The organism is Pseudoalteromonas sp. MMG005, from assembly GCF_018101015.1.
Lineage (GTDB): Bacteria > Pseudomonadota > Gammaproteobacteria > Enterobacterales > Alteromonadaceae > Pseudoalteromonas > Pseudoalteromonas aurantia.
The window spans coordinates 103,007-117,641 of the sequence record NZ_JAGJEK010000010.1 but is presented as its reverse complement, the minus strand read 5'-3'; the positions used below and the strand labels follow the sequence as shown (position 1 = coordinate 117,641).

At 39.4% G+C, this 14,635-nt stretch carries 12 protein-coding genes; 4 read left to right on the top strand and 8 right to left on the bottom strand.

Features of this window, described 5'->3' with window-relative positions; all coding sequences use genetic code 11:
• The first annotated feature begins 537 nt into the window (after positions 1 to 537).
• Positions 538 to 1,752 carry a glycoside hydrolase family 18 protein gene (locus J8M01_RS09605; RefSeq protein WP_211057834.1) on the top strand — a complete coding sequence of 405 codons (1,215 nt, stop codon included), beginning with the start codon at positions 538 to 540 and terminating at the stop codon, positions 1,750 to 1,752.
• Positions 1,753 to 1,886: 134 nt separating this feature from the next.
• Here J8M01_RS09605 and J8M01_RS09600 read toward each other — a convergent pair whose 3' ends face one another.
• Entirely contained in the window at positions 1,887 to 2,420 is a 534-nt protein-coding gene (locus J8M01_RS09600; RefSeq protein ID WP_318782595.1) for an SRPBCC family protein, read from the bottom strand.
• A gap of 475 nt (positions 2,421 to 2,895) precedes the next feature.
• On the opposite strand from J8M01_RS09600, the gene J8M01_RS09595 reads away from it, so the two are divergent.
• Positions 2,896 to 4,695 (top strand): winged helix-turn-helix domain-containing protein, encoded by a 1,800-nt coding sequence (locus J8M01_RS09595; RefSeq protein WP_211057833.1) that lies wholly within the window; start codon positions 2,896 to 2,898, stop codon positions 4,693 to 4,695.
• On the opposite strand, the gene J8M01_RS09590 is transcribed toward J8M01_RS09595, so the two are convergent.
• A complete protein-coding gene (locus J8M01_RS09590; RefSeq protein ID WP_211057832.1) occupies positions 4,684 to 4,815 on the bottom strand; it encodes an SUMF1/EgtB/PvdO family nonheme iron enzyme in 132 nt (43 codons plus the stop codon). The genes J8M01_RS09595 and J8M01_RS09590 overlap by 12 nt on opposite strands.
• 568 nt (positions 4,816 to 5,383) lie before the next feature.
• Here J8M01_RS09590 and J8M01_RS09585 point away from each other — a divergent pair.
• Both J8M01_RS09585 and J8M01_RS09580 read left to right on the top strand, forming a co-directional pair.
• Positions 5,384 to 5,677 carry a helix-turn-helix domain-containing protein gene (locus J8M01_RS09585; protein WP_211057831.1) on the top strand — a complete coding sequence of 98 codons (294 nt, stop codon included), beginning with the start codon at positions 5,384 to 5,386 and terminating at the stop codon, positions 5,675 to 5,677.
• Positions 5,674 to 6,192 carry a GNAT family N-acetyltransferase gene (locus tag J8M01_RS09580; protein WP_211057830.1) on the top strand — a complete coding sequence of 173 codons (519 nt, stop codon included), beginning with the start codon at positions 5,674 to 5,676 and terminating at the stop codon, positions 6,190 to 6,192. Before J8M01_RS09585 ends, J8M01_RS09580 begins: the two co-directional genes overlap by 4 nt.
• Here J8M01_RS09580 and J8M01_RS09575 read toward each other — a convergent pair.
• The 6 genes from J8M01_RS09575 to J8M01_RS09550 form a co-directional block, all read right to left on the bottom strand.
• Entirely contained in the window at positions 6,175 to 6,930 is a 756-nt protein-coding gene (locus tag J8M01_RS09575; RefSeq protein WP_211057829.1) for an SDR family NAD(P)-dependent oxidoreductase, read from the bottom strand. The genes J8M01_RS09580 and J8M01_RS09575 overlap by 18 nt on opposite strands.
• Positions 6,931 to 7,092: 162 nt before the next feature.
• Positions 7,093 to 10,338, bottom strand: a complete 3,246-nt coding sequence (locus J8M01_RS09570) for a S41 family peptidase (protein ID WP_211057828.1) — start codon at positions 10,336 to 10,338, stop codon at positions 7,093 to 7,095.
• A 188-nt stretch (positions 10,339 to 10,526) separates the two neighbouring features.
• Positions 10,527 to 10,820 (bottom strand): DUF1330 domain-containing protein, encoded by a 294-nt coding sequence (locus J8M01_RS09565; RefSeq protein ID WP_211057827.1) that lies wholly within the window; start codon positions 10,818 to 10,820, stop codon positions 10,527 to 10,529.
• A gap of 218 nt (positions 10,821 to 11,038) precedes the next feature.
• The gene (locus J8M01_RS09560; protein WP_210996065.1) at positions 11,039 to 11,521 is read right to left on the bottom strand and encodes an FKBP-type peptidyl-prolyl cis-trans isomerase; all 483 of its coding nucleotides are present in this window, start codon (positions 11,519 to 11,521) and stop codon (positions 11,039 to 11,041) included.
• Positions 11,521 to 13,935 (bottom strand): ATP-binding protein, encoded by a 2,415-nt coding sequence (locus J8M01_RS09555; protein ID WP_211057826.1) that lies wholly within the window; start codon positions 13,933 to 13,935, stop codon positions 11,521 to 11,523. The genes J8M01_RS09560 and J8M01_RS09555 overlap by 1 nt, the downstream gene beginning before the upstream one ends.
• 77 nt (positions 13,936 to 14,012) lie before the next feature.
• Entirely contained in the window at positions 14,013 to 14,471 is a 459-nt protein-coding gene (locus J8M01_RS09550; RefSeq protein ID WP_192506680.1) for a zinc ribbon-containing protein, read from the bottom strand.
• Positions 14,472 to 14,635 lie beyond the last annotated feature (164 nt).

The following is a 14,635-nucleotide window of genomic DNA, read 5'->3' as shown; positions in this document are numbered from 1 at the left end:
TGTTAATTTATTGTATTTTAAGTGTTTAACTTAACATTTATCTCTTACAAAGAGTAAAAATACATCAGAGTAAATTAATAGCGTCCACACTGAAATAATTTAATATAAGTTCATAATAAATAAACATCTTTTTAAAACCTCACTTATGATACATGAAATAAAAAATATCATAATAAAATTTCACAACAACTTTCAGTGCATTGATTTTAAATGGAAATAAGTTGTTTTAAATAAAATATAAGCGATTAACATAGAGATGTACTGCGAATAATGTTGAAAATTTGGCATTATTAATTTAAAAAATGAGCATAAAAGAACAGACCTTGCACATCCAAGTACTTAGTCGCTCATCGGCCAACAACTGACTCCTATCTAAACAAAAGTTTAACTCGCAATATACACTCAAAGCCATTTCGTAATACGAGGTAATTTAACTATAAACCTTAGACCAACGTCGGTATTCAATCCTATTGCAACTAGCTCAAAAAACAGCCACGCTAACAGCGGAATAACATATACATGTAAAGGAAATATACAATGATACAAAGAACTTTGTTGGCATTTTGCCTAGGCGCAGTATTTAACAGTCACGCAGCTCAATGTCCGCGAGTAGAAGGCTACTATGCTACTTGGCAATACCCACTCGGTGGTGCGTTGGCAATAGAAGAGCTCAATAGCGATGCCTTAACGCATATTATATTAGCATTTGCTTTCCCAACTGAAGGCGGTGGGCTGGATACCAGCTTAGTAGACTCCCACATTAATGATGCTTTGCATTTTGGTCGCAGTAACAATGTTGGTGTTATCTTATCTATTGGGGGCGCGGGCGTAAACTTTTTAAACCTGACTAAATCGGATCTAGATACACTGGCGGAAAATATCACACACTATGCAATACGGCATCAGTTAGACGGCATAGATATCGATTGGGAACATTTCTCTACCTATGAACAGCCAAACCCAATTGAAAGCAGTAATCATCTCTATCTGTTAAAACGGTTGCATGAACTATTACCCAGCGAAATCGGCTTAGGCACCGATGTGGAGGCAGGGTTTTGGAGTGGACCAAATTATCACACTGACTTAGATATTTATGCTGACTACATTCGCTTTATGGCATACAACTTTACGGGACAATGGCCAGGGTCGTTTATTGATCACCACAGTGCGTGGCTATATACGAAAATGGGTTTGGAGTCGAATATTCCAGGCATCAATAGCATGGCGCAAAAATACTCGAGAGAGAAAACTCTACTCGGTCTCCCCTTTTACCACAAAGGTTTTGTGAATGGACAAAGTGATCAAGTAAACATCGTTACCACAGATTACATTGTCGAAAATTTAGTCAGAAATTTAGGTCTTGATTTTAATTCAGGTCATGCTATTGACGATAATATTCATTGGTACTGGGAAACCCCAAAACTCATTCAAAAGAAATCGCAATATGTAAAAGACAATAACTACCCTGGTGTATTTATTTGGGAGTTACATCAAGACAGCAGAGATTCAGAGCATCAACTATTAAATGCCATAGCTCAAGTACTGCCAAAATGTGATGCGTGCAACTCATCATGGCAAGGATACCCGACCATTTACACTCAGGGAGATACGTTTAGCTTCAAAGGAAACAATTACCGCGTTGAGTCTGGTCCTATTTATGACATCACGCCGGAAACACAGGGCCATCAACATCGATTTAGCGAAATAGGTGATTGTAAAACGAACTCTACATTTAACAAGCAAACTCTATAACAACGATATATGGGAGAGCCAAAAGCTTTCCCACTGCTGCCCTTGAACTAAAAAACACCTACGCCGTATGGCTAATTTTGATAATAGTCAGATTTTATAGACGTCTTATACCCGTCACTTCGTATTAGAGTTACTCACTGTTCAAGGATCATTTTTAACTGGTCAAGCCCTGCTTGCAAATCATCACCTATCTGCTTTTCAAAATCGATAAACAAAAACGTCAAATTCATTGGGTAATTCATATGCCCTTGAAACCCCCACTTAACCTCAGTGGTTTCACCAATACGTTTAGTAAGCATGTACGCGGGTTCTGTTGCTTCAAATGGCGCTAAAAACCGGAGTTCATAGTCAATCCGTTGCATCGGTGTTATACCAACAATTTCTTGTTCCCCAGTTCCTACGTCTGGGTGTTCACTGTGCCATGCAGATACAAACCCCACTTGCGCATCAATGCCCCGATAGTCCTTTTTCATATTCGGGTCAATATTAGCCCAACGACTGTATTTATCTTGATTCTTTAAATATTTAATATAATTAAACACCACTTCAACCGGTTGCTCTATTACAACACTTCGTTCCACATGATATGAATTCGCAATAAATAGCGCCAATATGAGTGGCGCTGCTAGTAAGAAAAATAATATGGTAAAAACAGGTTTAAGCATCATTGCCTCCAAATTTTTTATCTATCAGAAAGTTATGAACACACCTGAATAAATTAGCTTAAAACACTGTAAAGGCAATTACATTTAGGTTAATCATATTATTGCCTCTCAAATCGGTTCGCGTGCTAATGTTTCAGTTACTAAAAGTAATACTTAAATTTAACTTCCAAATAGTCATCATCTCGTAAGTCATAACTTAAATCCTGTTCAATAGGATTAGCAAATACCCTTGCCTCTACCGCAACATTCCATGCAACACTCCATGCATCAGTACACCGAGTACCTGCTTCTGATTTAGCGTAATTAGCACCAACTAGAAAACTGACTTAGTCGCATTTTTCCATCCATTTATCACTCCTTATAACCATTAACAATGGTTAAGGTGAGCTGTTAGCTGGCCATAGCTATGAATATCACTCCCATCTATTTTAAGACTATGTAATAATAAGTCTCAAAGTAATAAAAACAGATAAATTCTATGGAGTTACAGTTTTCTCAATACCAATACTCATGTGATAAACGCGTACTGTATAGAAATGGTGAGCTAATTGTCTTAAAACGAAATCAAACGTTATTACTTGAATACTTCTTACTAAACCCAAGCGATATTCACAGTAAAGATGACATAATGAATGCTGTTTGGCGAAATAAAGTCGTCTCTGAACAAGTTGTCTTTCAGACTATAAGTCAATTGCGAGCAATTTTTGGAGAGGCTGCTATCAAAACCTATTCAAAGAAAGGCTATAAGTGGCAATATGCAGTATCCAATCCTATCGATAATAGCCTGAATCACCCATCTGTTGAATACACAAAAAATAAAAAATCACCATATTATTTATATACAGCAATAAGCTGCAGTTTTATTTTTCTTATCTTGTTGCTCGCCTCTCAATGGCAAACCCCAGCTGCACAAACGCCACTATATATCGCTACGAATGCTCAAGGTACTGATGGACAAAGCAAGTTGCTGCTGACTAATACCAGTGTTTTTGCAGATAACGCGCACTTTTCAATTAAAACTATCAGCCTTAGCGATATAAATCAGCAGCATTTTTTATCGCCGCAGCAAGCCTGGGAAAACGCACAGCTACCACTCAATAACTGGCTCCTATGGGGTGATATGTACCCTTCTGAAAAAGGCGTGTTTTTACACTATGGTCTATCCAATGACACACGTCATTGGCAAGGTTATGCATTTGGAGAAACAACTGAAAAAGCGCGTTTGGCATTAGACGAGCAACTTAAGCAACTACATGATTTATCGTTTTTTTCTTCACATAAACCACTTAGCTTAGCTGAGCTAGAAACAATGCATAGTCACGCACCAAATAATGCGCAGATAACACTATTACTGGCAAAGCATTTAGTTTACGCTAAGCAGCCTGATGTCGCCATGGTGCACCTAGATAGGTTGCTTACTGACAGAGGGTATGGAAAAAAAGCCTATCGAGCACAAGCTCAGTGGCTAATTGGCATGATCTACAAAATGCGCAAGCAACATCAACAAAGTACTCATCGATTAACATTATTGAGAAAAGAGCTCGAACATACTTCGCTTTGGCCTTTACAATATGACTACTTCAATACCAGTGCATGGCTTCATTATGAACAGGGCAATACAGAGCAAATGTTTAATGTGTTAGAGGAAGCTATATCTTTAGCCCAACATCAACAGGCGCCCTTGGCACAATTTGAACTTCACATGCTATATTCAATTCTAGCAAAAAAAGTAAACAATACTGCCCAGCAGTATGCTCAGCTAAATAAAGCCCAAGCTTTATTGATAGCCCATAATTTAAGCGACTCTAATAAGGCTATTATATATTTTCATTTTGCATTGTTCACACAAGATAATGCACTTGCTTTGCCCTACTTAAAGCGTATTTTAACCATTCCCAAAACCGCGAATAACTACTGGGTACTTGATAATGCCTTAGAAATGCTGGTGTCATATTATATTGAAGTACGGGATTTTAAATCTGCTCATGCATTATTCAATGATACAGTAAAACAGCCTGCTCAATTGCAATTGAAAGCCCAAGTGTTATTAGCTCAAGACTTATTTGATGACGCTCGCCTGCTGTTTCAAGAAGCATTTAATACAGCCCGCTTGACCCATAATAGGCTCGTATCACTCAATTCTGCTCTTGCGTTATATCAATTGACACACTCAATCCCTGAGCTCAAAAGCGAGTATTTGGCATTTTTACAAACCAATGCTTCACCATTATGGCTGAAACAACATGGTGTTACCTCGGCAATTGCGTTAGAACATTAATTCTTGTCGAGATTTAGTCGGTACTTTGTATCCTGTTGCTTGCACAAAACGCTGAAATTCAGCTACGGTTACTTCATACGTGCCCATGTAAAATTGGCGACCCGCTTCTAGGTGAAGCATTGAAATTAAACCGGTTCAATAGGGGTGATTGTGCTCTGCTGTTTCATTATTAGTAAGTGAGCACCAACTAATAGCATAACTGAAATACATATTCTCATAATTGCATCTCTTTTAAACTTATAACTGCTCTATCTATGTACGTCGCGACATACCTTACGTACAAAACTATTTTCTAATGAAATAGAAAAAATAAAATGTATAGTCACTAACAACACTGACCTAATTATCATCTTTAATAATAGCCATCTGTTATTTAACGCTTTATTTTTAAAGCTTAACACTCAAACACACTCTGAAAATCAACCTACTCAAGCCCCCCACTGACCAAGTATCTTGCCCCCATGCGACAATTCAGTGCAAATCCTATATAAATTTCCTATAAATGGTGCAAATTAGCCAGATATCATAAAACAAAAATACATAACCAATTGAAATATAATAAATTTAAAAGTTGGTATGGTTTTTTCTTATAAAGTTCAGACATTTACAATATAGGCGAACGTTATGTACAATTTTTGTCAAACTTTACATCTGCTATGGCACTTAGAGATCAGCATTTGGCAAATTCATGATAATCACACGCCAGTCAAAAAGTGGAGTGCTCACAATGTATCCAAAACAAAATGAAAACGACGCAATGTACAACGCGTTGCATGAGGTGTTAAATAAACACTTGCCTATTTGCAGTGCTGCAAATAAGTACAACCTACCTAGAGTGGCTATTTACCGTGCAATTCGCGCTCAACAGACCAATACAACATCGCGTATAAACCATTTGCATAACGCAAAAGTTAAGTTAGAAAAGCACATAGAGCATATTCAATCGCAGCTTTCAACTCTAAAAGACACGCAGACATCATGAACTCTCATATAAAACGACTCACATCTCTTGCACAATACAACATAGCATTAACTCATTTACTTGCTCAGTGTATTAAAAGCGGTGCATCTTTAGGGTTTAATACCTGTAATAATACACAGCCACTCAGTGCTTATTGGGAAGCCGTCGACATGCAGCTCACAAGTCGTATATTTCTTGGATATTTTTGCGATAATACGCTAGTTGGTTGCGTTCATTATACTCGGTGTCTAAAACCGAATGGGGTGCATCGAGCCGAAGTGGAAAAACTACTTGTTCACCCTCAATATCAGCGTCAGGGGATTGCCTCTGCTCTAATGCAATCGTTAGAATGTGAGGCTATAAAGCAAGGTATTGAATTGCTCACCCTAGATACACAAACTGGCGATAACTCAGAAAAGTTTTATCAAACGATCAATTATATAAAATGCGGGGAGATCCCTCACTTTGTGCGAGACAGCAATGGTCTCTTTTTCAGCACCAGTTATTACTTTAAAAAATTATTTTCCACCAGCTAAGTCGATGAAACTACCCGTAGCATAGCTGGCTTCATCACTTAATAACCACGCAATAGCATTGGCAACTTCTAATGCCGTACCGCCACGTCGTAATGGCAGCTGAGGTGCTAGCCGTGAAACACGAGCCTCTTCTCCTCCATCACGATGTATATCCGTATAAATACATCCCGGCCTGACACAGTTAACACGCACGCCATATTGTGCAAGTTCCAAAGACAACCCTGTTGTAAAAGTATCTATGGCGCCTTTTGACGCAGCATAATCAACATACTCATTAGCGCCTCCCAACCTGGATGCTGCCGATGATACATTGACTATTGCACATTTTGACATATCTTCATGCACTTTAAAGTGCTTAATTGCTTCTCTAGCACAAATAAAATAAGGTGTAACATTAGACTGAAAAATGTGATTAATTCGCTCAGCAGTCATACTTTCAACTCGCTGCTGCTGCGCTAACACACCAACATTATTTACTAAATGTGTAATTGGGCCAAACTTCAATAGCACCGATGAAAATAACGCTTCAACTTGCTGTTCATCACTTATATCAGCTTGAAACTCAGCGGCTTGACCACCTATCGCTTGAATAGACTTTACCAGCTCTTTTGCCGAGTTATGGTTTTCTTTGTAGTTAATTGCAACAACATAGTCACGTTCTGCGAGTAACTTCGCTGCAGCTGCGCCTATACCACGACTTCCACCCGTAATTAATACGACTCTTTTATACATCACCATCGTGCTTTCTATGCTTTATCAATCATATGTAAGTTAAAGTGCATATTGTGTGCTCCACATTTATATAAACATCAAGCGTCTTAGCACCCATAAAATCATTTAAAAATAACGGCTAAGAAAAAGCCTAGCCGTTATTTAGCGTTAAACCAAAATCAACACATATTACTTCTGACCAAAGTTACTCGGTGCAGCTGGCACTGTTAAAGGCTTTTTCGGATTAGCTTCTAACTCGTCCAGTAACTCTTTCACTGCACGCTCGACAGAAGGGTCTTTACCCGCTTGAATTAATTCAGGTCGGTCTATTACTTCAATGTCTGGGCTTACGCCTTCGTCTTCAATGATCCAATTACCTTCATTATCTAAAATACGGAAAGTCGCTGCAATCACTGAACCACCATCAACCAGTCCCGGGTTGCCTGAAATACCAATTAAACCTCCCCATGTGCGAGTACCTATGAGTTTGCCAAGTCCTGCTTGTCGGAAATAATACGGTAAGGCATCACCGCCCGAGCTAGAGTAACCATTGATCAACATCGCCTTAGGCCCATCATGAGCAAATTGAGGTGTTTTAGTTGGCTCAACACCACGGCGCTTCCAATAATTTAAAGGCTTTCTCGCTAGCCACGTGATCATATGCTCGGGAATAAACCCTCCTCCATTATATCGATCATCAATGATCATGGCTTCTTTGTTTGTTTGAGGTAAGAAATTTTTAAACAATGCACGATTGCCAGCATAATGGGTGTTTGGCAAATGCACGTAGCCAACCCGTCCATTAGAGAGCTTATCAACATATTCTGCTCGTGAACGTGTCCAATCGAGGTATCTTAGTCCCAATTCACTAGCGACCGGTTTAACGGTAACTTTCCAACTTCCTTCAAAGCTTGCCGATTGACTTAAAACCAATTCAACTTGCTTCCCTTGGGTATTCTCTAATAATTCGTAGAAGTTCAAAACAGTATTAACTGCACGGCCATTTACGCTCAGGATATAATCACCAATATTGGCTTTTACCCCAGTCTCATCGAGTGGTGAGCGGAAGTCTTCATGCCAATTTTCACCTTTAAAAATCTGTTCAATTCTTACGAACCCAGATTGGTGTGCACTGATCTGCGCACCTAATAAGCCATGTTTTAAGCGCGTTGCCTCTGGCATATCCCCTGAGTTCACGTAGATATGACCGGCGTTGATCTCACCCGCAATTTCACTCAATACATAATCTAGGTCAGTACGGTGAGCGATTGCCTCTGCCATAGGCTGATAACGCTTTAAAATAGCATCCCAATCTTGTCCATGATGATTTTCATCATAGAACCAGTCTCGTAATGTACGCCACCCTTCTCTATACATTTGCGCCCATTCAGTTTTAGGATCTATCTTTAATATCATGCCATCTAAGTTAAGTTGGCTAGACTTAAGCTCTTGCTTCGCTGCTGGCTTTATTACACTATAATTTTTGCCCGCTTTAACGATTACGTGCTCCATATTAGCCGAGACTTTATAACTGCTAACGCCTTTAGCAACTGTCGCCACTTCCTCTCCCAGTTTGCTAGGAATAAGTTTAAGTTGACCATCCGTCAGCGTCAGAACTCCGCCTTTTACGCCTGTCAGGCTACGATAATTCCCAGCTGGTGCACTTAACGCAACGGCGCGTGCCATAAAACCGTTTTTATCTAATTTTATATCCGTTGCTTCTTTTTCTTTTGTGTCACTTTCCTCTGATGTCGCATTTAATATGCTCGCTTCATCACTGTGTGGCGCATTCAATGCTACAACAGTGTCATTCACGGCAACCGAGTACACACGTGTTGCTTTATTAAACATGTAGTCAAATTCATAACTACTGAACGTTAAGTTAAAATCACGCTCAGAAGTAAAATAAAGGTATTGCCCATCAGGTGAGAATGTTGCGTTGGTCTCACTCATCATCTCATCAGTTAATCTGTTAACCGATTTACCATTAACATTGTAATGCCAAAGCGAAGCGTAGCGATTTTCGTTATTTTTGACAAAGACTATATCTTCACTATTTGGTGACCAAATGTAGTGCGTTAACCCATCTTCGTTATACTTTGCTGTATCAATTTTATGTTGCGTACCCGTTTCTATGTCCAACCACCACAGGGTATGATTTTTATCTGCAAACAATAACTTAGTATTATCTGGTGACCATAACGGGTCAAAGCGCCAAATAGTCCCGTTATCAGTAAGTTGCTTCACTTCACTGTTATTGGCTCTATCACGTAAGTAAATTTCGTATTCACCGCTTTCATCACTCATATAAGCAATATAACGACCATTCGGTGACCAAGTTGCTGAGATTTCGCGACCTGTTGGGGTGTGACTTAAATTGCGTGTTGGTCCTTGTTTCACAGGTACGCTAAACAACTCACCACGGGCACTAAATAGCACTCTTTTACCATCATGTGAGACATCCATTGAATCAATAAAGTCACTGACGTTTTTACTATAAGGTAATGTATATTCTCGGCTCCCCTCAACATTCAGTGATAACTTCTCTGAGCGCTTTGTCGCTTCATCAAAACGGTATAAATACCCCCCATTTTCATAAACAATGGCATCTGGTCCCGCTGATGGCCAAAGCACATCAAAGTCTTGATGCTCGGTCATTTTAATCGGCTTTTTACCCGCACGGTATTTATACAAGTTGAGCGTGTAATCCCGATCAGACACAAAATAGATGCTGTCATTTACCCAAGTTGGTTGCTGATCGGTTGCACGGTTGGTCGTCAACTGCTCTGACTTATTATTTTCTAAATCATAAACCCATACATCTTGTGCTCGTCCGCCACGAGAACGCTTCCAAGTCCGAAACTCTCTATCTATGGGTGTGTAAACATACTTTTTCCCGTCAGGCGATAACATACCGCCTCCCGTTTCGGGGATATTCAACGGTTGCTCTAGTCCACCAGCGACAGGTACCATAAATGGTTTGCCAACACGCTTACCATATGGTGTTCGATTAGCTCGAAAAACGATATGCTGGCCGTCAGGTGTCCAATCTAATACTCGGTAATCAAACCCACCGCGAGGAGGCATTTTTCCTACATCGTTATAATAGGTAAGCTGTTTTAGATCAGACCCATCGCTATTAATAACGTAAATCTGACGACTGCCATTATATTGAGCGGAAAAAGCTATTTTAGACCCATCAGGTGAAAATTTTGGGAAAGTCTCAAAGCCAATATGATCGGTTAATCGTGTGCTTTTACCACTTTTAATATGGGAAATATAAATATCACCGCCATACACAAATGTTACATGATCTTTGTGAATATCAGGAAAACGTAAAAGTCGAGAGTCTTCAGTTTGGTAGGCCGACACTAACGGAGAAATTGCAGGGGCAATAGCAACCGTAATAGCTGTAAATAGAGTACGTAATTTCAAAGAATACAATCCTTCCATTATTATTTTGTAATATAATAACAATATAAGGTTGAATTGCAGCCATCTCTGATATTTTACTGTAACAATATGTAAAATATAAATATGTACTAATTCACGCGGCACTATTTATGAAAAGAGGCTCCAACATAATCGCCTCTTCTGCTTAGACGAATGTTCATTCACATGAATTAACAGCTATATTCAGATAAAATATACACTTCTGAGACCGAATCATTAAAATATTGGTTTTTTACATTTTGGTAGTGTTCATCTTTAAAAAAGCACGTTTTATCACTTTCATTTGAAAAACGGAGTGTAAAAACACGATTAATTTTATTACTCGGCCCCATCAGCGTTTCCTCAACAATGAAGTCTGTACTAAAAGAGCCTCCATATTCTCGCAATATTGGTGTCATAGCTGCACGATAATCTTTATACATAGATGCGTGAGTAACATGTAACCCGACCAAAATTTCAAACATTTATCATCCTTTAAATTATCTCATAATTACATGAATATCTTACATCGCCACCGCTATAAAGCCTACAATAATAGCCACCGAGTCTAGTGTGTAACTTGGCGCTTTAAAGTTCAACCCCATGCTGTATTTCATTCACGACTAATTTCAATTCATATATAAAAAAGCCCAATTAAATTGGGCTTTTTTATATCTTAGTCTGGTTACACCGTGATCAGAGGTTAAGACTCTATTTTCAGTAGTTCGACTTCAAATATAAGTAAAGATCCGGGCTCTATTTTACCCGCAGCTTGATCTCCATACCCCAAATTTGGAGGAATAAAAAAACGAAACTTATCTCCCTCTTTCATTAATTGAACGCCTTCTGTCCACCCAGAAATCACTTGATTTAAACCAAAACTAATCGGACTATTGCGCTCAACTGAGCTATCAAATACGCTGCCATTAAGCAAAGTGCCGTGATAATGCACTTTCACCTTACTTGTCGCTAACGGATGATGCGCTCCATTGCCTTGAGTAAGTACTTCATATTGTAATCCCGAAGATGTTTCGAACACGCCTTCTTTATTTACATTCTCAGATAAGAATTCTTGTGCTGTTATTCTATTTATACCTGCACTTTCTTTTTGATGTTGTTTATTCTTATAAACAAACCCACCGATAACAATAATTATAACCAATAAAACGATTTGCGTTGTCGACATTATTGCGACTCCTTATCACTGTCTTCTTCTTTGTCTTCACCATTTACCACATCGGCGATATGCTGCAACCTTGCTAATGCTAAGCCATTAATACTTAATGGAGGGTATTCTCCATTTTCTGATTGACCCGCTTCCACCCCGGTCAGTAAATTCAAGGCTTCGTCCACTGATTCAACAGCATAAATATGAAAACGCCCCGCTGAACTTGCCGCAATAATTTCATCATCGAGTACTAAGTTAACCAAGTTAGAACGCGGAATGATCACTCCTTGCTCACCTGTTAAGCCCCGCATTTTACAAAGTTTAAAGAAACCTTCAATTTTTTCGTTTACACCACCAATGGCCTGTACTTCACCATGCTGGTTAATTGATCCTGTCAAAGCCAAAGATTGATTGATCGGCAGTTGTGTTATTGCTGATATTAAGCCGCATAGTTCGGCTAAAGAGGCACTGTCACCATCGATGTAACCATAACTTTGTTCTATGGCAATATTCGCACTGAGTGTTAAGCTAAATTCTTGGGCGTACTTGTTCCCCAAATACCCCGTTAGTAACATCACACCTTTAGAATGAATCGCTTTACCGAGTTCGGCCTCTCGCTCAACATCTATCACACCATCAGCACCGGCATAAACCGTCGCCGTGATCCGCGCTGGCGTTCCGAAAGCAGTATCACCGATATGTAATACGGTTAAACCATTCACTTTTCCAACCGCATTACCTTGAGTTGCAATTAAAGTATGACCTTCTTTAATGTCGCTTAACATATTTTCGCTCAATTGACCGGTGCGATACTGTTTTCCAGCAATCGCTTCATCTATATGCTCTGCGGTAATTTCAGTCTCTCCATCTTGCTTGGTATAAAAGCTCGCTTCTGCAACCAACTCCAATACATCAGCAAATCGGGCTGACAGCTTCGTTTGATGCTCAGCTTGGCGATAACTAAACTTAAGTAATCTAGATAAGGCTTGTGCCGTTAAACTACACGACAAAGTAGCATCACAGTATTCCTGCACTTTGCTGATAAATTGATACTGCATTTTATCTGAACTCGGCAAGTAATAATCAAAGTCTGCCAATACTCTAAATAGCTCAGCAAACTCTTCGTCATATTCACCAATGGTGTAATACAAATCTCGAGAGCCCAGCAAAATAATCTTGACGTCAAGCGGGATAAGCTGCGGCCGTAAGGTAAAACTACTGCCAACTGAATTGTCTTGGTAAGGTAAATCATTTTTAATTTGGTGCGTTTTTAACGACAACTTTAAGCCATCCCACACTTGAGGATTTGCCAAAACTTTTTCTGCATCCATAATCAGGTAACCACCGTTAGCACGATGCAAAGCTCCAGCCTGAATTGAACGATAACTGGTAATTAAATTCCCTTGTGAGGCAGCATATTCTACTTTACCAAAAATGTTACCAAACGTTGGGTTAGGCTCATATACAACAGGCGCGGCATCACCGTCTTTATACTCAATTAAAATATTTGGTGCAAAAAAATCACTCAGCATGCCTTTTGAATCAAAGTCATCCTTGCCTTCTTCGCTCGATACATCATCGTCTAACCACTCTAAAACTGCATCGACTATCTCTATTCGTAAATCTTTCAAATAACGCACCACGCCAATGTGGTTAGCGTATTTATGCTCTAAGGTTTTTATCAAAGGTTTTGTAGCAATTTCAACCGTCGATTTTTTTAAATTTCGCAACTTCTCAGAAGATTCTCGCTTCCAACGAGGTAACTCAATCAGCGCCTCAATCAAGGCATCCTCTAGCCCCTCTATGGCTTCAAAAAAATGGCCCTGCATTTTTTCATCTAACGCAGCAAATTCAGCATCGTCTAACTGCTTGCCATTTACAACCGGCGCAAAACCAACTTGATTATTTTCTTCTAGCAGCGCCACACTCTTATCTGCTGCTAACTGTTCAACTGCATTGAGTGCGGCATCGTATTTATTATCAAAGTGGCGATCGATTGATTTCTTTTTTCGCTGATACCCTGGATTATCAAATGCTGCAGGGAAAGTGTCCGAAACCTCATCTAAAAACTCATCTATATCATCAGCTAGCTCTTTGCTTTGGCCTGCCTGCATAAACATCGCTATAGGCTCTCGGTGATCATCGTAATTATTAACGTACAACCACTCTTTTGGCGTAGGCCGCGTTTTACTATGCGCTTCTAATTTATCTTTGACCATGGTAAAGCGTCCTAAAGCAGCTTCGCCCATGACAAAAACATTGTAGCCAGGAAGATCCATGCCCAGTGCAAAATCAAGTGCCGTTTGCGCTCTTTTTTGCCCTATAAAGGCAAGTGATTCAGGATACGGGTTTTGAATACACGTTTGCACATGACTTATTGAAACTACCGGTGCAAGCGCATCGTGAGAAAGTGGGATTAGTTTTTTGGTCATTCTTAACTTCTTATCATCAGCGTCAGTATAAAAACTACTGAGGTAGTGCAGCTAAACCGTACGACCTAGTCTGCTCATTATGGGGACAATGCTTTTCTTGTAAACTCAGTGTGTTCGCACTCAGAACAAGGTGAAATCTCACTGGGGTAAAGCACATCCAATTTATGATCGCAATTCTTACATACTAATTGCCCCATTGCTATCCATTCACCCTGCTTATAAACACCATCATGTTCAAAGTCTTGCAAAAGTGCTTGCCATTCTAATTGCGTGCGATCCTCTAATTGAGACAACTCATACCAAATAGACGCTTTTAACTCTTGCCATGCCAGATCATGATAGTGACGATGGTGTGCACTAAAATGTTCAAGGTCACGACGTAAATAATAATGATATTGCTGAATTTTCTCTTTGCTCGACTGTTGTAACGCTTGCTGTTGTTCAACAAACTTTTCTATTAACTCATCCAGCTCGTGATGCTTAATATCTTTTAACCACTCACTAAATTGCGTTAGCCACTGTTTATAACCAGACATTTTAAACTCCAGCACAACTTTCTTAATATAACTATAGCTTATTCACGCACTAACGCGGCGTTGAACCAAACTATTGAAGCAACAAAATGCCCCCGAGATACTGTGAATCGCCCTTTATTTGGGGTATGCTAGCGAACAATTTTTTATTAATTTGCAAGAAGTCT